The sequence below is a fragment of the Demequina litoralis genome, assembly GCF_030418455.1.
GTDB lineage: Bacteria > Actinomycetota > Actinomycetes > Actinomycetales > Demequinaceae > Demequina > Demequina litoralis.
The window spans coordinates 478,840-499,973 of record NZ_JAUHPW010000001.1; the positions used below are offsets into that span (position 1 = coordinate 478,840).

A 21,134-nucleotide genomic window follows, 5' to 3' on the forward strand; every position below is an offset into this window, starting at 1 on the left:
CCTTTGTGATGGTGGCTGTGGCGGTGGCCGCGGGGCTCAGTCCCGGGCGACGGTGAAGGTGAAGACGTCCTCGTCGAAGTGCGCGTAGCCCTCGTAGTCGAGGAGGTCGTAGAGGTCCGCGCGGTGCTGCATGTCGCCCAGCCGCGACGTGAGCGCCCCCTCGTGCTCGAGCGTCTCGAGTCCGCGGACCGCCGCGCCCATCGCGAGACGCAGCAGCGACACGGGCCAGATGACGAGGTTGACGCCCGCGTCGCGCAGCCTGTCGACCGTGAAGAGCTCGGACTTCCCGAACTCGGTCATGTTCGCGAGGATCGGCACGTCGACGGCGCGACGCATCGCCTCGAACTCCTCGAGGGTGGCCATCGCCTCGGGGAAGATCGCGTCCGCGCCCGCGTCGACGAGCTCGCGCGCACGGGTGACGGCCGCGTCCATGCCCTCGACCCCGCGGATGTCCGTGCGCGCCATGATGAGGAGGTTCGGGTCGCGGCGCCCGTCGACCGCCGCACGGATCCGCTTGAGCGCGGTGTCGCGGTCGACCACCTCCTTGCCGTCGAGGTGGCCGCAGCGCTTCGGGTTGACCTGGTCCTCGATGTGCAGGCCGGCGACGCCGGCGTCCTCCATCTCCTGGACCGTGCGGCCGACGTTCATGGGCTCGCCGAAGCCGGTGTCGGCGTCGACGAGCGCGGGCAGGTCGGTCATGCGCGCAATCTGGCGCGCGCGGCCGGCGACCTCGGTGAGCGTCGTGAGCCCGATGTCGGGCAGCCCGAGGTCCGCCGAGATGACGGCCCCGGAGATGTACACGCCCTCGAAGCCGCGGGCCTCGATCAGGCGCGCGGACAGCGGGTTGAAGGCGCCCGGCATGCGCAGCAGCTCGCCGCTGGCGAGGCGCGCGCGGAAGGCCTCGCGCTTGGCGGCGACCGACAGTGTCGAGTAGAGCATCGCGCCTCCTAGAGCAGGCCCGACGGGCGGGGCGCGGCCGTGCGCACGGCCTCGGGCATGGTGAAGGTGAGCCCGCCCAGCTCGCCGGAGCCGAGCTCGGGCAGCCGCTGCGCGACGTCGAGGAAGCGGTCGATCTCGGCCTCGTCGAGCACGCCGCCCGCGAGCGTGCGGAACTTCTGGACGTACTCCGCGCGTCCGAACGGCCGCGCGCCCAGGGGGTGGGCGTCCGCGACGGCGATCTCGTCGCGGAACACGGAGCCGTCCGTGAACGTCACCTCGATGGACCCGCCGAACGCCTTCTCGGCCGGGTCGTTCGAGTGGTAGCGGCGCGTCCACTCGGGGTCCTCGGCGGTGACGATGCGCCGCCACAGCGCAACGGTGTCGGGACGCGCCGCGCGGACGGGCTCGTACGAGCCGCGGTGGTCGAACGCGCCGTCCTGGAGCGCGACGGTGAAGATGTAGGGCAGCGAGTGGTCGAGCGTCTCGCGGCTGGCCGTCGGCGAGTACTTCTCCGGGTCCCCGGAGCCCGAGCCGATGACGTAGTGCGTGTGGTGCGAGGTCGCGAGCACGATGCGCTCGACGCGGTCGGGATCGGCGATCTCCGGGTGCTCGCGGTGGAGGCGGCGCGCGAGGTCGATCCAGGCCTGCGACTGGTACTCCGCCGAGTGCTCCTTCGTGTACGAGTCGAGGATCGCGCGGCGCGGCTCCCCCGGCTCGGGCAACGGCACGAGGTACTCGTCGTCGAAGCCGCCGAGCATCCACGCGATCACGCCGTCCTCGCCCTCGTAGATGGGCGTCGGCGAGGTCTCGCCCCGCATCGCGCGGTCGACGGCCTCGACCGCGAGCTTGCCGGCCAGCGCCGGGGCGTGCGCCTTCCACGACGAGATCTCGCCCTTGCGGGACTGCCGCGTCGCGGTCGTGGTGTGGAGCGCCTGGCCCACCGCCTGGAAGATCGTCTCGGCGTCGAGCCCGAGCATCGTGCCGATGCCGGCGGCGGCCGACGGCCCCAGGTGCGCGACGTGGTCGATCTTGTGGCGGTGCAGGCTGATCGCCTTGACGAGGTCGATCTGGATCTCGTAGCCGGTGACGATCCCGCGCAGCAGGTCCGCGCCCGTGAGCCCGCGGGCGGCGGCGTGCTGCGCCACCGCGACGAGCGGCGGGATGTTGTCGCCGGGGTGCGAGTACTCCGCCGCGAGGAAGGTGTCGTGGTAGTCGAGCTCGCGGACCGCGACCCCGTTGGCCCACGCCGCCCACTCCGCGCTCACCCGCGTGCTCGTGGGCTCCCCGAAGACGGTCGCGCCGGCGCCGCCGGACGATGCGCCGTGCGCCAGCGCCTGCGCCCTCGCCGCGGACGGAGCCTCCCGCGAGTAGGAGGCGGCCGCGACGGCGGCGTTGTCGATGACGCGGTTGACCACCATGTCGGCGACGTCGGGCGCCACCTCGACGGGGTCGGTCGCGACCTCCGCGATCCTCCAGGCGAGCTGCTCGCTGCGGGGCAGCGCCTCGGCGGACGTGTGGGCGCGGACGGAGTAGGTCTTCACTGACGGTGCTCCTCGGTGATGGGGTGGCGGTCGATGGTGCGGAGGATGCTCGCGAGGCTGCGGTGGAGGTGCAGCTCGGTCGCGTGGGCGGCCATGGCGGGCGAGCCCTCGATGATCGCGTCGAGGATCATGAGGTGCTCCTGGGTCGCGTCGCGCAGCCGCGCGGCGTCGTCGCTCGACACGCGGCGCAGGCGGGCCACGTGCGCGCGCACCCCGCGGAGCGCCGCGAGCAGGTAGGGGTTCGCGGCGGCCCGGTCGATCGCCGCGTCCATGCGCGCGACGAGCGCGTAGAAGTCGGCGCGCGAGCCGTCGGCGGCGAGGGCCTCCCCCGCCGCGCTCACCTCCGCGCGCAGCGCCTCGAAGACGGCGGGATCGCGACGCTCCGCCGCGAGGCTCGCGGCCTTGACCTCGAGCGCGGCGCGGATCTCGAACAGGTCGCGCACGTCGTCCAGGGACAGCCCCGCGACCACGAGCCCGCGGCCGCCGCGTGCGGCGACGAGCCCGTCGCCCTGCAGCCGGGACAGCGCCTCCCGCAGCGGCGTGCGGGACACGCCCAGCCGCTCGGACTGCTCGATCTCCGCGAGCGGCGCGCCCGGCGCGAGCGTGCCGTCGAGGATCTCCTCGCGGAGGAGCTCGTACACGCGCTCGCTGGTCCTCATGCCGCCTCCTCGCTGTTGTGCATACATCACACCGTCATCCATGGCGAAAGTAGCACCCGAGGATCCATTCTGTATACACAGCGCGCCGGTCATCGTCCGCTCACCGTCCCGAACAGCCGCGCGACCGGCGCCACCAGGAGCGGCCGCATGGCGGCGACGGCGCCCGCGATCACCACCACCGACACGAGGAAGATCACGAGCCCGATCCAGCCGCCGCCGTCGCTCGCGGCATACATGTGGTTGAGGTTGCGGCGCGCGCCGGTCGCGAGCACGAGCGCGACGTGACCCACGACGAACAGCACGAAGTAGACCATCACCGGGAAGTGGAGCGCGCGCGCGACCGACTTGGGATAGATCCGGTCCCAGCGCGCGCCGCCGCGCCACGCGAGGCTCATCCGGATGCCGGTGGCGATCGCGAGCGGCGCCGCGATGAACACCGTGACGAAGTAGGTGAGCTGCTGGAGCGCGTTGTAGTAGGCCCAGCCGTCCTCGACGGGCCAGTTCAGCGAGGCGTACTGGAGCCCGGTGGAGACCGCGTTGGGGAACACGCTCCAGCTCGTGGGCACGATGCGCATCCACTGCCCCGTCGCGAACAGCAGCACGATGTACGCCGCACCGTTCGCCACCCACAGCACGTCGAGCGCCTGGTGGGTCCAGGTCATGAGGCCGATCCGGGCGCGCGGATCGGAGCGCGGCGCCCAGAACGCGGTGGGGCGCTGCCGCAGCCGCACCTCGAGGCCGGTGCGCAGGACGAGCGCGATGAGGAACACGTTGAAGAAGTGCTGCCACGCCAGCCAGGCGGGGATGCCGACGGGCGCCCCCTCGGGCAGCGCGTACGTGCCCGGGTAGTCCTCGATGAAGCCCTCCACGGCCGGCAGGCCGACCAGCCAGCGGGCGATCAGCACCACGACGAGCGACAGCACGGTGAGCGCGCCGGCGCCGACGAGCAGCCGTCCGGCGCGCCCCATGCGCCGCGGGGTCGGGCGAGGCTCCGGTGCGGCGGCCGCGTCGGACGCGGCGGGAGCAGCGGCCTCGGGTGCCGGCTGGGCGGCCTCGGTGGGCGGGAGAGGCGCGACGATGCGTGCCGGCGCGAGCCCCGCGGGCGGCCACGGCTCGCCGCCGGCCATGCGGGGCAGGCCTCGCCGCAGCGCGACGGTCCCCGCGGCGGCCACGACCCGGGGGCTCGCCGCGCCCTCGCCCGCCGCCGCGGCCACGGCGGCGGGCGCGGCCTCCGCGACGGCGACAGCCGCATCGTCCCGCGCGACGGCGCTCGCCGGCTCGCCCGCGCGCGGCGGCGGCCAGGGTTCGCCGCCGGGGGTCCGGGGCAGGCCCCGCCGCACGGCGGCCGTCACGAGCCCTTCCTCGCCTCGAGCGCGTCGATGAGCTGCGGGACCACCGTGAAGAGGTCGCCTACCACCCCGAAGTCCGCGATCTCGAACAGCGGCGCGTCGGCGTCCTTGTTCACCACGACGATGGTCTTCGAGGTCTGCATGCCCGCGCGATGCTGGATGGCCCCCGAGATGCCGAGCGCGACGTAGAGGTCGGGCGACACCGACACGCCGGTCTGTCCCACCTGGTAGGACGCGGGGACGAAGCCCTCGTCGACGGCGACGCGCGAGGCGCCCACGGCCGCTCCCAGCGCGTCGGCGAGCCGCTCGACCAGGCTGAACTGCTCGGCGGAGCCGACGCCGCGCCCGCCGGAGACCACCTTCGCCGCGCCTCGCAGCTCGGGCCGCGAGGACGTGGTCGCGACCGGCTCGACGGCCACCACCGTGAGCGCGGGCAGCCCGGAGCCCTCGACGGCGACCTCCTCCGCGGGCGGATCGGCGACGGCGTCGGCGCAAGCGTCGACCGCGCCCTGGCGCAGGGTCACGACGGGGGCGCCGAAGGTCGGCGCGGAGTCGATGAGGAAGCCCCCGCCGTAGACGCTGTGGTGCGCGACCACGCCCTCGGCGTCGCGCGACACGCCGACGGCGTCGACCGCGAGCGCGGACCGCGAGCGCGCGGCGAAGCGGGCGGCGATCTCGCGCCCCTCGACGGAGTGGGACGCGAGCACGGCGGCGGGCGCCAGCAGCGCGACGGCGGCCTCGAGCGCGTCCACCGCGGCCACGCCCCAGGACCCCCCGGGCGCCGTGAGCACCCGGGCGGCACCCAGGGAGGCCGCGGCCGCGACCTGCGCGTCCGCATCGTCGCCGACGAGGAGCGCGACGGGCGTGCCGATGCCCGCGGCGGCCCCCAGCAGGCCGGCGGACGAGGACGCCGGACGGCCCGCGGCGTCGCGGTCGAGCAGCACGAGGACGGGCTGGTCGTGGATCTCGGTCATCGCGGCCCCCTCACGCCAGCCGGTTCTCGACGAGGAAGTCGGCGAGCCTCGCGCCCGCGTCCCCCGCGTCGACGATCTTCACCCCGGCGGCCCGCGGCGGGCGCTCGCGCGCGGCGATCATGATCGACCGCGCGGCCTCGGGGTCCTCCGCGTCCACGCCCAGGTCCGCGAGCGTGAGGGTCTCGATCTCCTTCTTCTTGGCGGCCATGATCCCCTTGAAGTTGGGCAGGCGCGCATCGGGCAGCGCCTCGGTGATGGACACGACGGCGGGCAGGGGCGCCTCGATGCGGACCGCGGCCCCGTCGGAGGCCCGCACGCCGGCCACGCGCCCCTCCTCGAGCGTCGCCTCCGCCAGGAACGTCGCACACGGCACGGCGAGCAGCTCGGCCATCGCGGCCGGGACCGCGCCGCCCACGCCGTCGGTCGACGCGTTGCCGGCGAGCACCACGTCGAAGCCCGCGCGTCGGGCGGCGGCCGCGAGCACCTCCGCCGTCAGCATGATGTCGGCGCCGACGAGCGCCTCGTCGACCACCTGCACCGCGTGCGTCGCACCCATCGCGAGGGCCTTGCGCAGGCTCGACTGCGCGAGCGCGGGGGCCATCGCGAGCGCCACCACCTCGGTGCCGGGGTGCGCGTCGGCGTACGCGAGCGCGACCTCGAGCGCGCGTTCGTCGATCTCGTCGACGACGGCCTCCTCGGGCGTGCGGTCGGCCAGCCCCGTCTCGAGCGACAGGGTGCGCTCGCCGTACGTGTCCGGCACCACCTTGATGAGCACCAGGATCCTCATGCCTTCCCCTCCTCCAGGCGCGCGAGCGCCGCGTCGGCGGCGGCCGCGAGGGCGGGGACGCCCTCGCCCAGGCCGGCCGCGAAGTCGTCCCCCGGGCGCTGGCCGTCGAGCCAGCGCGTGTGCATCGCCTCGCAGAAGATCGCGGACTTCCACAGCGCGAGCGCCTCGTACCAGGGCAGCGCGCTCACGTCGGCGCCGGTGCGCGCGGCGTAGCGCTCGACCAGCTCGCGCCGCGTCGGGAAGCCCGGCAGCGCGGTCACCGGGGTGAGGTCCATGGGGGTGGCGGGCGTCCCGGCCTCCGAGTACGTGGCGACGAGGTAGCCGAGGTCCGCGAGCGGGTCGCCGAGCGCGGCCATCTCCCAGTCGAGGATCGCGGCGACGCGTCCGGGCGTCGCGTACATGAGGTTCCCCAGCCGGTAGTCGCCATGGACGATGCTGGAGCGCGCCTGGGCGGGCATCGTCGCCGCGAGCCGCTCCCCCACGCGCTCGACGAGGGGGACCTCGCGTCGCGTGTTGAGCGGCCACAGCTGGGCGAAGCGGCGCACCTGGCGCTCGAGGTAGCCGGCCGGACGGCCGAGCGTCGCGACGTCGCCCTCGAGGGGGACCGCGTGCAGGTCCGCGAGGGCGTCGACCGCGGCCTCGACGAGCGCGCGCCGTGCCGGGGCCTCGGTGAAGCCCGCGGGCAGGTTCCCGGTCACCACCTCCCCCTCGACGAGGTCCATGAGGTAGAAGGGCACGCCGAGCACCGCATCGTCCTCGCACACCGCCCGCACGCGCGGCACGGGCATGCCCGCCGCCCCGACCGTGGTGAGGAAGCGCGCCTCGCGCACCATGTCGTGCGCCGAGGGCGGGTACGGCGGCCGCGGGCCGCGACGCAGCACCAGGCGGTCGCCGCCGCGCCGCAGCTCGTATGTGAGGTTGGCCTGACCGTCGCCGATGCGGCGCCAGGCCAGCTCGCCCGGCGGGACGCCCTGCGCGTCGAGGTACGCCTCGAGCGGCTCGAGCACCAGCAGCGGCGGGCGCGCGGCCGCCGCCGCCTCCGCCGCGGTGCGCACCGTGTCGACGTCGCCCGGGGCGGCGGCGTGCGCGGTCATCGGGCCCCCTCGGCCCGGTCGAGGACGGCCTCGCCCGCGCCGACCTCGGCGCGGCGGCGCGCGACCGCGCGGCGGGCGATCGCCCACCGGTGCGTCTCGCTCGACCCGTCGTACACGCGGAACGGGCGCACCTCGTTGAGGAACGCCAGCAGCGGCAGCTCGAGGGTGACCCCGTCCCCGCCGCAGAGTTGCACGGCACGGTCGATGACGCGCCCCACCGCCTCGGACACGTGCACCTTCGCGACGGACGATGCGGTCGCGCCGGCCCGCGCATCGTCCGTCAGCGTGCGCGCGGCCCAGTCGACGACGGCGGCGCTGGTGGCGATGTCGATCTCGGAGTCCGCGAGGAGGCCCTGGGCGATCCCCAGGTCGCCGAGCGGCGACCCGAAGAGCTCGCGGGTGCGGACGCGGTCCAGGGCGGTGTCCTGCGCGCGCCGCGCGAGGCCCAGCCAGCGCATGCAGTGGGTGAGCCGCGCGGGCCCGAGCCTGGCCTGCGCGTGACGGAAGGCCTGACCCGGGGTGCCGAGGACGTCCTCGTCGGCGACCCGCACGCGCGAGAACCGCACGTGGGGGTGGCCGCCGGTGATCGCGGTCTCGAGCGTGCGGATGGCGTGGCCGATCTCGACGCCGGCGGCGTCCATGGGGACGAGGAGCATCGTCGCGGCGTCGTCGCCCAGCTCGGGGGTGCGCGCCATCACGATCGCGAAGGCCGCCTCGTCCGCGCCGGAGATGAAGCGCTTCTCCCCCTCGAGCAGCCAGCCGCCGTCGATGCGGTGCGCGAGGGTCGCGAGCGCGCCGGGGTCGGACCCCGCTCCGGGATGCGGCTCGGTCATGGCGAAGCACGAGCGCACGTCGCCCGCGGCCAGCGGAGCGAGGTACCGCTCCCGCTGCTCCGGGGTCGCGATGCGCTCGAGCAGCAGCATGTTGCCCTCGTCCGGCGCCATGCAGTTGAGCACCGCGGGCCCGATGGGCGAGTAGCCGGCCTCCTGGAACACGGGAGACCAGTCCGCGAGCGGCAGCCCGAGCCCGCCGAGCTCGACCGGCACGTGGGGGGCGAAGACGCCCGCCTCGCGCGCCCGACGCTGCAGGTCGAGGCGCGTCGCGGGGTCGAGGGCGCTGCCCGCGGGCGGCTCGGCAGGGACGACGACGTCGCGCACGAACCGGCGCGTGCGGGCGGCCAGCTCCGCGGTGGTCTGCGCGACCTCGACCGCCCCGCTCATGCCGTGCCCCCGGCCGCGAGCAGCCCCCCGTCGAGCGTGAGCACCTGCCCGCTGATCCATCCCGCCTCGTCCGAGCACAGGAAGGCCGCGGCGGCGGCGACGTCCTCCGGGTCGCCGAGCCGGCGCATCGGGTACGTGGCGGCGACCTCGTCCTCGCGGCCCTCGTAGAGCGCGCGGGCGAACTGCGTCCGCACCACCGCCGGGGCGAGCGCGTTGACGCGGATGCGCGGGCCCAGCTCGGCGGCGAGCGTCACCGTGAGGTGCGACACCGCGGCCTTGCTCACCCCGTACCAGCCGATCCCCTCGGAGGGCACGGCGCCGGTCACGGACGACATGTTGAGCACCGCGGCGCCCGCACGCGAGCCCAGGCCCGCGCGGACCGCCTCCTGCACCCACGCGAGGGTGCCGATCACGTTGACCTCGAGCACCTTGCGCGCGGCCTCCGCGTCGAGCTCCGCGAGCGGGCCGTAGACGGGGTTGATCCCGGCGTTGTTGACGAGCACGTCGATCGCGCCGAACTCGCGCACCGCGGTCGCGACGGCCTCCTCGCGGTGCGCCGGATCCTGCGCGCGCCCGGCGACGGTGCGCACCCTGTCGGGAGGGAGGTCGCCCGCGGCGTCCTCGAGGCCCTCCGCGGAGCGCGCGGTGAGCACCACCGACGCGCCCTCGTCGCTGAGCCGCCGAGCGATCGCGCGGCCGATGCCGCGGCTCGCGCCGGTGACGATCGCCACCCGGCCTGCATAGCGTCCGACGGTGCTCGGCGCCGCGTCCTCCGCGACGCGCACGGTCCCCTGCCTCATCCCACGCCCCCTTGCGCAGTTGCTTAACGGCCATTCAAACCGACGGCTTCAGTATGGCAAGAATCTCTTCTGTGGCAAGGGCTTCTCACGGCGATTTCTAATGTGATATAAAAAAACGGTCGTCGAGATCAACGAGGATCGGAGACAGCATGACCGCCACCACGAGCACCCGGGCCGTGGGACCCGCGGGGATCATCGGACCCCGCGACCTGTACGAGGACGAGCACGAGCAGTTCCGCGAGATGGTCGCCGCGTTCGTCGAGCAGCATGCCCGCCCGAACGCCGACCGCTGGGACGAGCAGGGCCGCGTCGACCGCTGGCTCTTCACCAAGGCCGCGGAGGCGGGGATCCTGGGCTTCGGGATCCCCGAGGAGTACGGCGGAGGGGGCTCGGAGGACTTCCGCTTCAACGCGGTGATGGGCGAGGAGCTCGCCCGCAACCCGGTGTCCTCCGGCATGGCCGGGATCGCGCTGTCGAACGACATCGTCATCCCGTACTTCACCGACCTCGGCAACGACGAGCAGAGGGCCCGCTGGCTGCCGGGCATCGCGGCGGGCGAGCTCATCGTCGCGGTCGCGATGTCGGAGCCCGGCACCGGCAGTGACCTCGCCGGCATCCGCACGTCCGCGGTGCGCGACGGCGACAGCTACATCGTGACCGGCTCGAAGATCTTCATCTCGAACGGCCAGAACGCGGACCTCGTCGTCACGGCGGTACGCACGAGCGAGGACCCGCACCGCGGGCTCAGCCTGCTGGTCATCCCCGCCGACTCGCCCGGCTTCTCGCGCGGACGCAAGCTCGACAAGATCGGGCTGCACGCCCAGGACACGAGCGAGCTGTCGTTCCAGGAGGTGCGCGTGCCTGCGGCGAACCTGCTCGGCGAGGAGGGCGCAGGCTTCATGGGCCTCATGCGCAACCTCCCGCAGGAGCGCATCTCGATCGCCGCCGCCGCGGTCGCGTCGAGCGAGGGCGTGCTGCAGCGGACCCTCGACTACGTCAAGCAGCGCTATGCGTTCGGCAAGCCGATCGGCTCGTTCCAGAACACGCGTTTCGAGATCGCGGAGATGACCACGGCGGTGCGCGCGAGCCGCGCGTACGTCGACGCGTGCCTGCTCCGCCAGAACGAGCGGCGGCTGTCCCCCGAGGACGCCGCCGCCGCGAAGTTCCACACCACCGAGCAGTACGTCGACGTGGTGAACCGCTGCCTCCAGCTCCACGGCGGCTACGGCTACATGCGCGAGTACCGGATCGCCCGGGACTACGAGGACGCACGCATCACCACCATCTACGGCGGCACCACCGAGATCATGAAGGAGATCGTCGGTCGGGGCCTCGGCCTGTAGCAGGCAACGCACTCTGAGAGGAAGCCATGGCTGACGCATACATCTACGACGCGGTCCGCACGCCGCGCGGCAGGAACCGGGGCGGCTCGCTCCACGGCATCAAGCCCGTCGACCTCGTGGTGGGGCTCATCCACGCGCTCGAGGCGCGCAACCCGACGCTCGAGCCGGATCTCATCGACGACATCGTGCTCGGCGTCGTCTCCCCCATCGGCGAGCAGGGCGGCGACATCGCCCGCACCGCGGCGCTGGTCGCGGGCCTGCCCGAGACCGTGGCCGGCGTGCAGCTCAACCGCTTCTGCGCCTCGGGGCTCGAGGCGGTCAACACCGCGGCCCAGAAGGTCGCGAGCGGCTTCGAGGACCTCATCCTCGCCGGCGGCGTCGAGTCGATGTCCCGCGTGCCGATCGGCTCGGACGGCGGCGCCTACGTGCAGGACCCCACCACCAACTACGACCTCTACTTCATCCCGCAGGGCGTGAGCGCGGACCTCATCGCGACGGTGGAGGGCTTCTCCCGCGAGGACGTCGACGCGTTCGCCGCCGAGTCGCAGCGCCGCGCGGACGAGGCGTGGCGCGAGGGTCGCTTCGACCGCTCGGTGGTGCCGGTGCAGGACGTCAACGGCGTCACCGTGCTCGACCACGACGAGCACCGCCGCCCCGGTTCGACGGTCGAGACGCTGGGCGCGCTCAAGCCGGCCTTCGCGACCATGGGCGCCGAGGCCGGCTACGACGCGGTGGCGCTGCAGAAGTACCACCACGTCGAGCGCATCGACCACGTCCACACCGCCGCCAACTCGTCCGGCATCGTGGACGGCGCGGCGCTCATGCTCATCGGCTCCCGCGAGGTCGGCGAGCGGCTCGGCCTCACGCCGCGCGCGCGCATCGTCGCCGCCGCCGTCACCGGCTCCGAGCCGACCATCATGCTCACCGGCCCCGCGCCCGCGACCCGCAAGGTGCTCGCGAAGGCGGGCCTCGACGTCGTCGACATCGACCTGTTCGAGCTCAACGAGGCCTTCGCGTCCGTGGTGATGCGGTGGGAGCGCGAGCTGGGCATCCCGCACGACAAGGTCAACGTCAACGGCGGTGCGATCGCCATGGGCCACCCGCTCGGCGCCACCGGCGCCATGATCCTCGGCACGCTGCTCGACGAGCTCGAGCGGCGCGACCTCTCCCGTGGCCTGGCCACCCTCTGCGTCGGCGCCGGCATGGGCGTCGCCACCATCATCGAGCGCGTCTGAGCCGACCGGACAGGAAGGAAGTCACATGAGCGTCACCGAGGAGCGGACCGACGTGGTCCACGTGTACGACTGGCAGCAGGACGCCGACGGCGTCGTCACCATCACCATGGACGACCCGGACAGCGGCGCGAACACCATGAACGCCCACTTCGTCGCGGCCCTCGAGGCCACCGTCGACCGTCTCGAGGCGGAGCGCGACGGCATCGCCGGCGTCGTCCTCACCTCCGCGAAGAAGAGCTGGTTCGCGGGAGGCGACCTCAAGCTGCTGCGTGCCGCCGACCCGTCGCGAGCCGCCGAGGAGACCGCGCACATCGAGCACGTGAAGTCGCTGCTGCGTCGCCTCGAGCAGCTCGGACGGCCCGTCGTGGCCGCCCTCACCGGCACCGCGCTCGGCGGCGGCCTCGAGGTCGCGCTCGCCACGCACCACCGGATCGCGGCGTCCGACGCCAAGGGCGCCCGCTTCGGGCTGCCCGAGGTGTCCCTCGGCCTGCTGCCCGGCGGCGGCGGCGTCACCCGCACCGTGCGCATGCTCGGGCTGCAGAAGGCCCTGGCCGACGTCATCCTCCCGGCCACCAAGTTCTCGGCGGAGGACGCGCTCGCGGTCGGCATCGTCGACGAGCTCGCGCCCGCGGACGAGATCCGCGACCGCGCGAAGGCCTGGATCGCCGCGAACCCCGAGCCGGTGAAGCCGTGGGACGTCAAGGGCTTCCGCCTGCCGGGAGGCGCCCCCACCTCCCCCTCGGTCGCCGCCATGCTCGCCGCGATGCCCGCGCTGCTGCGCAAGCAGATCAAGGGCGCCCCGCTGCCCGCGCCCCGCGCGGCGATGGCCGCGGCGGTCGAGGGCGCGTACGTCGACTTCGACACCGCGTCCACCATCGAGTCGCGCTACCTCGTGCAGCTGACCCACACCCAGGTCGCGAAGAACATGATCAAGGCGTTCTTCTTCGACCTCCAGAGCATCAGCTCGGGCGCCAGCCGGCCCATCGGCTACCCGCCGTACCAGGCGAGGCGGCTGGGCGTGATCGGCGCGGGCATGATGGGCGCCGCGATCGCGTACGTCGCCGCCCGCTCCGGCATCGACGTGGTCCTCAAGGACATGTCGAAGGAGGCTGCCGAGAAGGGCAAGGACTACGCGCGCCGCCTCGAGGACAAGGCGCTGGCGCGCGGGAGGACCACGCCCGAGCGCAGCGAGGAGCTGCTCGCGCGCATCGCCACCACCGGCGACCCGGCCGACTTCGCCGGCGTCGACTTCGTGATCGAGGCGGTCTTCGAGTCGGTGCCCGTGAAGCAGGGCGTGTTCCAGGAGATCCAGGACGTCGTGCTCCCGGACGCGGTGCTCGGCTCCAACACCTCCACGCTGCCCATCACGCTGCTCGCGGAGGGGGTCGACCGCACCGACGACTTCATCGGCATCCACTTCTTCTCCCCCGTGGACAAGATGCCCCTCGTCGAGATCGTGCGCGGCAAGCGCACCAGCGACGAGGTGCTCGCGAAGGTCTTCGACTTCGTCCTCCAGATCCGCAAGACGCCGATCGTGGTGAACGATGCGCGCGGCTTCTTCACCTCGCGAGTCATCGGCAAGTTCATCGACGAGGCCGTCGCGGCCGTCGGCGAGGGCGTCGAGCCGGCCTCGGTCGAGCAGGCCGCGCTGCAGGCCGGCTATCCCGCCGGCCCGCTCCAGCTGGTCGACGAGCTGTCGATCGCCCTGACCCAGAAGATCCGGGACGAGACCCGCGCCGCACAGGAGGCCGAGGGCACGCCGTGGGTCGCTCATCCGGCGGAGGCGGTCGCGGACTGGATGGTCGACGAGGTGGGGCGGCCGGGCCGCAAGGCCGGCCAGGGCTTCTACGACTACGACGAGGCCGGGCGCCGCGTCGGTATCTGGCCGGGCGTGCGCGAGCGCTACGCCTCGGGCAGCGTCGAGGTGCCGCTCAAGGACCTGCAGGAGCGGATGCTCTTCGCGGAGGCGCTCGACGCGATCGACTGCCTCGACACCCACGTCCTCACCTCGGTGGCCGATGCGAACATCGGCTCGATCTTCGGGATCGGCTTCCCCTCGTGGACCGGCGGCGTGCTCCAGTACGTCAACCAGTACGAGGGCGGCCTCGCGGGCTTCGCCGCACGCGCGAACGAGCTCGCCGACCTCTACGGCGAGCGGTTCCGGCCGCCCGCCTCGCTCCTCGCCCGCGCCGCGGCGGGCGAGATCTACGAGTAGGAGGAGCCATGCTCACCACGCGGTTCACGGAGGCGCTCGGCATCGAGCATCCCATCGTCCAGGGCGGCATGATGTGGGTCGGCCGGGCGGAGCTCGCGGCCGCCGTGTCCGAGGCCGGCGGCCTCGGCATCATCACCGCCCTCACGCAGCCCACCCCCGCGGACCTCGTGAAGGAGATCGCGCGGGCGCGGACCATGACGGACAAGCCGTTCGGGGTGAACCTCACGATCCTGCCGTCGATCAACCCGCCGCCGTACGACGAGTACCGGCGCGCGATCGTCGACTCCGGCGTCACCATCGTGGAGACCGCCGGCTCGAACCCCGAGCCCCACATGGACATGTTCCGTGAGCACGGGGTGCGCGTCGTCCACAAGTGCACGAGCGTGCGCCACGCGCTCAAGGCGCAGAAGGTGGGCGTGACCGCGGTGTCGATCGACGGCTTCGAGTGCGCCGGCCACCCCGGCGAGGACGACGTCCCGGGGCTGGTGCTCATCCCCGCGGCAGCCGACCAGCTCGAGATCCCGTTCATCGCCTCGGGCGGCTTCGCGGACGGCCGCGGGCTCGCGGCCGCGCTCGCGCTCGGCGCGGACGGCATCAACATGGGCTCGCGGTTCATGTGCACCCAGGAGTCGCCGATCTCGAGCACGGTCAAGGAGCGCATCGTCGAGGCCTCCGAGCTCGACACCAACCTCATCTTCCGCACGCTCCACAACACCGCGCGCGTCGCGAAGAACGCGGTCAGCGACGAGGTCGTGCAGATCCTCGCCGAAGGGGGCCAGTTCGAGGACGTGCGCCCGCTCGTCGCCGGCGCCCGCGGCCGCAAGGTGTTCGAGGACGGCGACCTCGACGCGGGCATCTGGACGGTGGGCATGGTCCAGGGGCTCATCCGCGACATCCCGCCCGCGGGCGACGTGGTCCGGCGCATCGTCGCCGAGGCCGAGGAGATCCTGCGACGCCGCCTGTCGCTGTTCGGTGCCCCCGCGCGCGTGGGCTGATCGCACCGCCCTCACCGAGTCGCGCTATGTGAATCGCAATTGACTTCAGGCGTCGCCACGCACCCCTGAGGGCCGTCGCGGCCCGGCCAGCACCGCGCACGACGTGGCGCGCGCCGTCGCGCGCCATCCCTGCAATCACAACGTACCCACCCCTGCGTCGCCATGCCCGCAACCCTGCGGGCAGCCCGCGCAGACACCCCCCTTGCGGATCCGCATCGTCCGGCATAGCATGTGAATCGCCAGTAACTTATCTGCTCAACGGAGAGTAGGAGAACGGCGATGGCGCGCACCACGCACACGGCAAGAAGCGGCCCTTCCACCACCCAGGCGGGCATCCGCTCGACCTCGGCGGGCCGCGCCCGCACCACCGGCACGGCCCGCCGCTGACGCCCATGCCCCGCACGCCACGTACCCGCGCCTCGAGCGCTCCCGTCGCGTCCGGGCGGACGCGCACCCCCGTCGTACGCACCCGAGGAGGAACCATGTCCATCCCGCACACCGGGCGCGCCCGCCGCGCCCTGCCGACCACGGCCGCCGGCCTCGCCATCGCGGCGCTCACCCTCGCGGGGTGCGCCGGCCGGCAGGACGCCGGGACCGCCGCACCGTCGCCGTCCGACGGCGCCGGCACGTCGACGGTGGCGGAGGCCTGCAGCCCCGGCTTCACCGACACCGAGGTCAGCATCGGCACGAGCCTCCCGCTGTCGGGCCCCGCGGCCGCCTACGGTGCGATCGGCACGACCCTCAAGGCGTACTTCGACGACCTCAACGAGGACGGCGGCGTCACGTTCGCCGACGGCACCATGAGGACGGTGGACGTCACCGTCCTCGACGACGGCTACGACCCCGCGAAGACCGCGGCGAACGTGAGGACGCTCGTCGAGCAGGACGGCGTGTTCGCGCTCACGGGCGTGCTCGGCACGGGAGCCGCGATCAGCGTCGCCCCCTACGTCGAGGAGCAGGGCATCCCCAACCTCTTCACCGGCACCGGCAGCGACGCGATCCTGGCGCTGCACGAGGGCACCGCGTGGACCACCGGCTTCATGCCGCAGTACGGCTTCGAGGTGCAGGCGCTCGCCGACTACCTCATCGAGAACCACCCGGACTCGACCGCGGCCATCCTGTACCAGAACGACGACTTCGGCGAGAGCGTCCTCGCCGGCTTCGAGGCGGCGTTCGAGGGCACCGGGATCGAGATCGTCGCCTCCGAGCCGTACGAGCTCGCGAGCGCCTCGGTCGACAGCCAGGTGACGGCGCTCGCCTCGTCGGATGCGGACATCTTCCTCGACTGGGCGGTCGGCGCCTTCGCGACGCAGTCGCTCAAGAAGAAGCTCGAGCTCGGCTGGGAAGCGACGACGGTGATCAACGCCCCCGCCGCCGACGCGACCTTCTTCCTCAAGCCCGCGGGCGAGGGCGCCGCCGACGGCGTCGTCTCGATCGCATACACCAAGGACATCACGGACCCGTCGCTCGCGGGCGACGCGGGCTTCGACGCGTGGACCGAGTTCGCGGCGGCCCACCCCGACGACGTCAACGCGCTGTCGGCACCCGCGGCCGCGGGCTACCAGACCGCTCAGCTGCTCGAGGCCGCGCTCACCCGGATGGACGGGTGCACCCGTGAGGCGCTGCTGGAGTCCGCGACGTCCTTCGACGGGCTCGAGCTCGACCTCGCGCCCGTGACCGTCACCACCTCGCCCGACTACCCGTACGTGTTCCGCGAGGTCAAGGTCCAGGTCTTCAACGGCGAGAACTGGGACCTCGCCGACGGCAGCTACACGGTCGACTGACACGGAGGCCCTGGGCCGCGCGGAGGGGCGCGGCCCAGGGCGTCGGTGGCGACCGGGGACGAGGAGGCGGGGATGGGCGCGCTGCTGGAGGTGCACGACGTGGAGCTGTCGTTCGGCGGGCTGCGCGCGCTCGACGGGCCGAGCCTCACGGTCGGCGAGGGTGAGGTCGTGGGGCTCATCGGACCCAACGGCGCGGGCAAGACCAGCCTGTTCAACTGCATCGGCGGCCTCTACCGCCCGCAGCACGGCAGCATCCGCTTCGCCGGCCGGGAGATCGTGGGGCTCCCCCGCCACCGCATCGCGGCCCTGGGGATCGGGCGCACCTTCCAGAACCTCGGCCTGCTGGCGAGCCGCACCGTGCTCGACAACGTGCTCGCCGGCGCGTACCACGCGACGCGGGGCGGCTGGTGGGCCACCGCGCTCGCCCTGCCGAATGTCGCCCGCACCGAGCGGGCGACGCGGGAGCGTGCCCTCGACCTGCTCGCCGAGTTGTCGCTCGGGGACGTCGCGGGCGTGCCGGTCGGGACGCTCCCGTTCGGGACCCTCAAGCGCATCGAGCTCGCGCGCGCCCTCATCGCGAACCCCCGCCTCCTGCTGGTGGACGAGCCCGCCAACGGCCTCGTCCACGGAGAGGTCATGGAGCTCGGCGCCACCCTGCGGCGCCTCGCCGCCGAGCGGGGCGCCGCGATCCTGCTGGTCGAGCACCACATGGGGCTGGTGATGTCGGTGAGCGACCGCGTGGCGGTGCTCGACTTCGGAAGGCTCATCGCGGAAGGCGACCCGCGCATCGTCGCGCGCGACCCGCAGGTCGTGGCCGCGTACCTGGGGCGGGCGGCATGAGCCTGCTCACGGTCGAGATCGCCGCCGCGGGGTACGGCCCCGCGACGGTGCTGCACGAGGTCGGGTTCGAGGTCGCGACCGGTGGTCGCCTCGTGGTGCTCGGCGCCAACGGCGCCGGCAAGACGACGCTGCTGCGGACCATCTCGGGTCTCACCACGGTCGACGGGTCGATCCGGCTCGACGGGACCGAGCTGGTCGGCCTGGCCCCGCATCGCATCGCCGGGGCCGGCATCGCCCACGTCCCGCAGGGCCGCGGGACGTTCGGCGACCTCACGGTGCGGGAGAACCTCCTCGTGGGCGGCGCCACGCGACCCGGGCGTGCTGCGGCGGCCGATGCGGACCGCTGGATGGAGCGCTTCCCGCGGCTCGGCGAGCGCGCCGCACGCCCCGCCGCCGGGCTCAGCGGCGGGGAGCAGCAGCTCCTCGCGATCGCGCGGGCCCTCATGTCGACGCCCCGGCTGCTGCTGCTCGACGAGCCGTCGCTCGGCCTGGCGCCCAAGGTGACGTCCGAGCTCTTCTCCACGCTCGACGAGCTGTGCGGCGAGACCGGGACCGCGATGCTGCTCGTCGAGCAGAACGCGGAGCTGGCCCTGGGCATCGCCGAGACCGCCCTCGTGATCGAGAGCGGGCGCATCACCGTGCGGGGTTCCGCCGCGGAGCTCCGCGACAACGACGACGTGCGCCGGGCCTACCTGGGCGTGTGAGAGGACGGCACCCATGCTCCTGCAGCAGATCGCCGACGGCGTCGCGACCGGCGCCATCTACGGCGCGCTCGCGCTCGCGATCGTGCTCGTCTACCGCGCGTCGCGGACGCTCAACTTCGCGCAGGGCGAGCTCGCGCTCCTCGGCGCGTACGTGTCGTGGCAGCTCGTCGCCTGGGGCGTGCCGCTGTGGACGGCGCTCGCGATCTCGATGATCGCGCTCGGGGCGCTGTCCGCGGCGAGCGAGCGGGTCCTCGTCCGCCCGCTCGTGCGGCGACACCAGCCGCTGCCGCTCATCATCGTCACGCTGGGGCTGATGATCGCCCTCAACGCGGTCATCGGATGGGCGTGGACCTACCAGACCAAGGAGGTGCCCGCGCTGTTCGGCGAGGGCGCGGTCACGGTCGCGGGCATCGCCCTGTCCCGGCAGGACCTCGGGATCGCGGCCACCGTGCTCGTGGTCGCGATCGGGCTCGGGCTGCTGTTCGAGCGCACCCGGGCGGGCCTGCGCATGAGGGCCGCGATCTCCGCGCCGGAGTCCGCCGAGCTGTCGGGCATCTCCACCGGCCGCACCATGACCGCGGGCTGGGCGATCGCGGGCGCGGTCGGCGCGCTCGCGGGCACCCTCATCGCCCCGGAGCTGTTCCTCCATCCCGGGATGATGGCGCCGGTGCTGCTGTACGCCTTCGCCGCCGCGACCCTCGGGGGGCTCGAGTCCCCGCCTGGCGCGCTGGTCGGCGGGATCGCGGTGGGCGTCGTCGAGAACCTCGCGGGCAGCTACCTCCCCCACGGATCGGACTTCAAGCAGGTGGTCGCCCTCGTCATCATCGTGGCGGTGCTCCTCGTGCGGCCGCAGGGCATGTTCGGACGCAGGGAGGTGGTGCGCGTATGACCGCGACGACGACCAGGGCCTCGACGGCACGCAGCGGTCGCGAGCGCGGACGCTCCCGGGACTCGCTGGCGGCGTGGCTGCGGAGGCCGCGCCCGCCGCTGGCGCCCCCGCGCTGGCTGGCGGTGCTGGCGACCGCGGCCGGCGCGATCGCGCTCGCGGTGGTGCCGCTCGTCAACCCCAGCTACATCAACCTGACCCTCACGCTCGTCATGATCTGGACGATCGTGGGCCTGGGGCTCAACCTCCTCGTGGGATTCGGCGGGCAGGTGTCGCTCGGCCACTCCGCGTTCTTCGCGATCGGCGCGTACGCGGTCGCCGTCGGCGGAGCCGCAGGCCTGCCCCATCCCGCGACGCTCGCGGGCGCGGCGGTGGTGCCCTTCGTGGTCGGGTACCTGGTCGGCCTTCCCGCGCTGCGCCTGCACGGGCTGCAGCTGGGCCTCGTCACCCTCGCGATGGCGATGGCCACACCCGCGGCCATCCGCGCCCTCGAGCCGCTCACCCAGGGCAGCCGCGGCATCGCGATCGACGGCTCGCCCCCCGCGTGGGTGCCGCTCGCGCACGACCAGTGGGTCTACTACCTCGCGCTCGCCCTCGCGACCGTCGCCTACGTGGTGACCAGGCGTCTCGCGCGCGGGCGCCTCGGGCGGTCGTTCGTCGCGGTGCGCGACGCCGAGGTCGTGGCCGAGACCCTCGGGGTCGACGTGTGGCACACCAAGACCCGGCTGTTCGCGGCGTCCGCGGCGTACGCGGGCGTGGCCGGCGGGCTCTACGCGATGCTGCTCGAGTTCATCGGGCCCGAGAACTTCAGCCTCACGCTGTCGATCTCGTTCGTCACGCTCATCGTGGTGGGCGGGCTCGCCACGGTCCCGGGCGCCGTGCTCGGCGCGCTGTTCGTGCAGTACGTCCCGACGCTCACCTCGAGCATCAGCCCCGCGGCGACGGGAGCCGCCTACGGTGTGGTGCTCATCCTCTTCGCCTTCTTCGTGCCCTTCGGGCTCGTCGGGCTCGCGCGCGCGGCGCTGGGACGCATCGTCGCGCGCCTGCCCGGTGCCCGCGGGACCTAGGCGACGGGTGGAGCCGGCTGCGGGCGACAGGCCCGGCCGGCTCCTCCCCCGCCGCCGCGGGACTACTCGGCGGCGGCGCCGTGCCGCACCATCGCCTGGGCCGTGGCGACGAGCTCGTCGAGCGACCGGGTGCGGGGGTTCCACCACTCCACCACCCAGTTCATCGCACCGAGCAGGAGCAGCCGGAAGACGTTGATGTCGAGGTCCGCGCGGATCTCGCCCGCCTGCTGCGCCGCGGCGAAGAGGTCGCGCCACAGGCGGCTGTAGAGCGCCTCCTCGGCGGCGGGCCGCACGCGGAGCTGCTCGGGCACGTGGCCGGCGTTGCGGATCGAGGCGGTCGCGTAGTCGGACAGCTGGAGCTCGAAGCGCAGGTGAGCGTCGACCGCGACCATGAGGCGGTCCATGTGCGAGGACTCCGGCGGGAGCGCCTCGAGCACCTCCGCGACATGCGTGCGCACGAGGTGGGCACCCACCCACATGACCTCCTCGACGAGCTCGTCGCGCGACGAGAAGTAGTAGTAGATGGCCGGCGCCTGCACACCCGCGACGGCGGCGACATCCGTGAGACGGGTGCCCGCGTAGCCCTTGCGCGACAGCACCTCGGCCGCGGCGTCGAGGATGCGCTGCCGGGTCTGCGCCGACTTCGGTGTCGGATGTCCGGCCTCGGCCTCGGTCACTTTCGCCTCCATGATTCTAAATCAT

The 21,134-nt window shown here is 73.5% G+C and carries 19 protein-coding genes; 9 read left to right on the forward strand and 10 right to left on the reverse strand.

The genetic code is table 11. The features are described from left to right. Window positions 1–36: 36 nt before the first annotated feature. The 9 genes from prpB to QQX09_RS02180 all read right to left on the reverse strand — a co-directional run bounded on the left by prpB (window position 37) and on the right by QQX09_RS02180 (window position 9,363). Window positions 37–939 carry a methylisocitrate lyase gene (gene prpB / locus QQX09_RS02140; RefSeq protein WP_301131046.1) on the reverse strand — a complete coding sequence of 301 codons (903 nt, stop codon included), beginning with the start codon at window positions 937–939 and terminating at the stop codon, window positions 37–39. A gap of 8 nt (window positions 940–947) precedes the next feature. Next, window positions 948–2,480, reverse strand: a complete 1,533-nt coding sequence (locus QQX09_RS02145; protein ID WP_301131047.1) for an MmgE/PrpD family protein — start codon at window positions 2,478–2,480, stop codon at window positions 948–950. Beyond that, window positions 2,477–3,139 (reverse strand): GntR family transcriptional regulator, encoded by a 663-nt coding sequence (locus tag QQX09_RS02150; protein WP_301131048.1) that lies wholly within the window; start codon window positions 3,137–3,139, stop codon window positions 2,477–2,479. Before QQX09_RS02150 ends, QQX09_RS02145 begins: the two co-directional genes overlap by 4 nt. Before the next feature lie 89 nt (window positions 3,140–3,228). Then, window positions 3,229–4,491, reverse strand: coding sequence for a cytochrome b/b6 domain-containing protein (locus QQX09_RS02155; protein WP_301131049.1), 1,263 nt, complete (start codon window positions 4,489–4,491; stop codon window positions 3,229–3,231). Beyond that, complete coding sequence (locus QQX09_RS02160; RefSeq protein WP_301131050.1) at window positions 4,488–5,462, reverse strand: electron transfer flavoprotein subunit alpha/FixB family protein; 975 nt, start codon at window positions 5,460–5,462, stop codon at window positions 4,488–4,490. Before QQX09_RS02160 ends, QQX09_RS02155 begins: the two co-directional genes overlap by 4 nt. A gap of 10 nt (window positions 5,463–5,472) precedes the next feature. Further along, window positions 5,473–6,249, reverse strand: a complete 777-nt coding sequence (locus QQX09_RS02165) for an electron transfer flavoprotein subunit beta/FixA family protein (protein ID WP_301131051.1) — start codon at window positions 6,247–6,249, stop codon at window positions 5,473–5,475. After that, entirely contained in the window at window positions 6,246–7,343 is a 1,098-nt protein-coding gene (locus tag QQX09_RS02170; RefSeq protein WP_301131052.1) for a phosphotransferase family protein, read from the reverse strand. The genes QQX09_RS02165 and QQX09_RS02170 overlap by 4 nt, the downstream gene beginning before the upstream one ends. After that, window positions 7,340–8,563: an acyl-CoA dehydrogenase family protein gene (locus QQX09_RS02175; RefSeq protein WP_301131053.1), complete on the reverse strand. Its 1,224-nt coding sequence runs from the start codon at window positions 8,561–8,563 to the stop codon at window positions 7,340–7,342. Before QQX09_RS02175 ends, QQX09_RS02170 begins: the two co-directional genes overlap by 4 nt. Next, complete coding sequence (locus QQX09_RS02180) at window positions 8,560–9,363, reverse strand: SDR family oxidoreductase (protein WP_301131054.1); 804 nt, start codon at window positions 9,361–9,363, stop codon at window positions 8,560–8,562. The genes QQX09_RS02175 and QQX09_RS02180 overlap by 4 nt, the downstream gene beginning before the upstream one ends. Window positions 9,364–9,512: 149 nt before the next feature. On the opposite strand from QQX09_RS02180, the gene QQX09_RS02185 reads away from it, so the two are divergent. The 9 genes from QQX09_RS02185 to QQX09_RS02225 all read left to right on the forward strand — a co-directional run bounded on the left by QQX09_RS02185 (window position 9,513) and on the right by QQX09_RS02225 (window position 20,432). Further along, window positions 9,513–10,706, forward strand: coding sequence for an acyl-CoA dehydrogenase family protein (locus tag QQX09_RS02185; RefSeq protein WP_301131055.1), 1,194 nt, complete (start codon window positions 9,513–9,515; stop codon window positions 10,704–10,706). 26 nt (window positions 10,707–10,732) lie between these two features. Beyond that, window positions 10,733–11,941 (forward strand): acetyl-CoA C-acetyltransferase, encoded by a 1,209-nt coding sequence (locus QQX09_RS02190; RefSeq protein WP_301131056.1) that lies wholly within the window; start codon window positions 10,733–10,735, stop codon window positions 11,939–11,941. A 25-nt stretch (window positions 11,942–11,966) separates the two neighbouring features. After that, window positions 11,967–14,156, forward strand: a complete 2,190-nt coding sequence (locus QQX09_RS02195; protein WP_301131057.1) for a 3-hydroxyacyl-CoA dehydrogenase NAD-binding domain-containing protein — start codon at window positions 11,967–11,969, stop codon at window positions 14,154–14,156. Window positions 14,157–14,164: 8 nt separating this feature from the next. After that, window positions 14,165–15,151, forward strand: a complete 987-nt coding sequence (locus QQX09_RS02200; protein ID WP_301131058.1) for an NAD(P)H-dependent flavin oxidoreductase — start codon at window positions 14,165–14,167, stop codon at window positions 15,149–15,151. A gap of 482 nt (window positions 15,152–15,633) precedes the next feature. Continuing rightward, window positions 15,634–16,935, forward strand: coding sequence for an ABC transporter substrate-binding protein (locus tag QQX09_RS02205; RefSeq protein ID WP_301131059.1), 1,302 nt, complete (start codon window positions 15,634–15,636; stop codon window positions 16,933–16,935). A gap of 72 nt (window positions 16,936–17,007) precedes the next feature. Beyond that, window positions 17,008–17,775, forward strand: a complete 768-nt coding sequence (locus QQX09_RS02210) for an ABC transporter ATP-binding protein (RefSeq protein ID WP_301131060.1) — start codon at window positions 17,008–17,010, stop codon at window positions 17,773–17,775. After that, window positions 17,772–18,479, forward strand: coding sequence for an ABC transporter ATP-binding protein (locus tag QQX09_RS02215; protein ID WP_301131061.1), 708 nt, complete (start codon window positions 17,772–17,774; stop codon window positions 18,477–18,479). The genes QQX09_RS02210 and QQX09_RS02215 overlap by 4 nt, the downstream gene beginning before the upstream one ends. Before the next feature lie 13 nt (window positions 18,480–18,492). Next, the gene (locus QQX09_RS02220; RefSeq protein WP_301131062.1) at window positions 18,493–19,368 is read left to right on the forward strand and encodes a branched-chain amino acid ABC transporter permease; all 876 of its coding nucleotides are present in this window, start codon (window positions 18,493–18,495) and stop codon (window positions 19,366–19,368) included. Then, window positions 19,365–20,432, forward strand: a complete 1,068-nt coding sequence (locus QQX09_RS02225; RefSeq protein ID WP_301131063.1) for a branched-chain amino acid ABC transporter permease — start codon at window positions 19,365–19,367, stop codon at window positions 20,430–20,432. The genes QQX09_RS02220 and QQX09_RS02225 overlap by 4 nt, the downstream gene beginning before the upstream one ends. A 62-nt stretch (window positions 20,433–20,494) precedes the next feature. Here QQX09_RS02225 and QQX09_RS02230 read toward each other — a convergent pair whose 3' ends face one another. After that, window positions 20,495–21,121, reverse strand: a complete 627-nt coding sequence (locus QQX09_RS02230; RefSeq protein WP_301131064.1) for a TetR/AcrR family transcriptional regulator — start codon at window positions 21,119–21,121, stop codon at window positions 20,495–20,497. Between the last annotated feature and the right edge of the window lie 13 nt (window positions 21,122–21,134).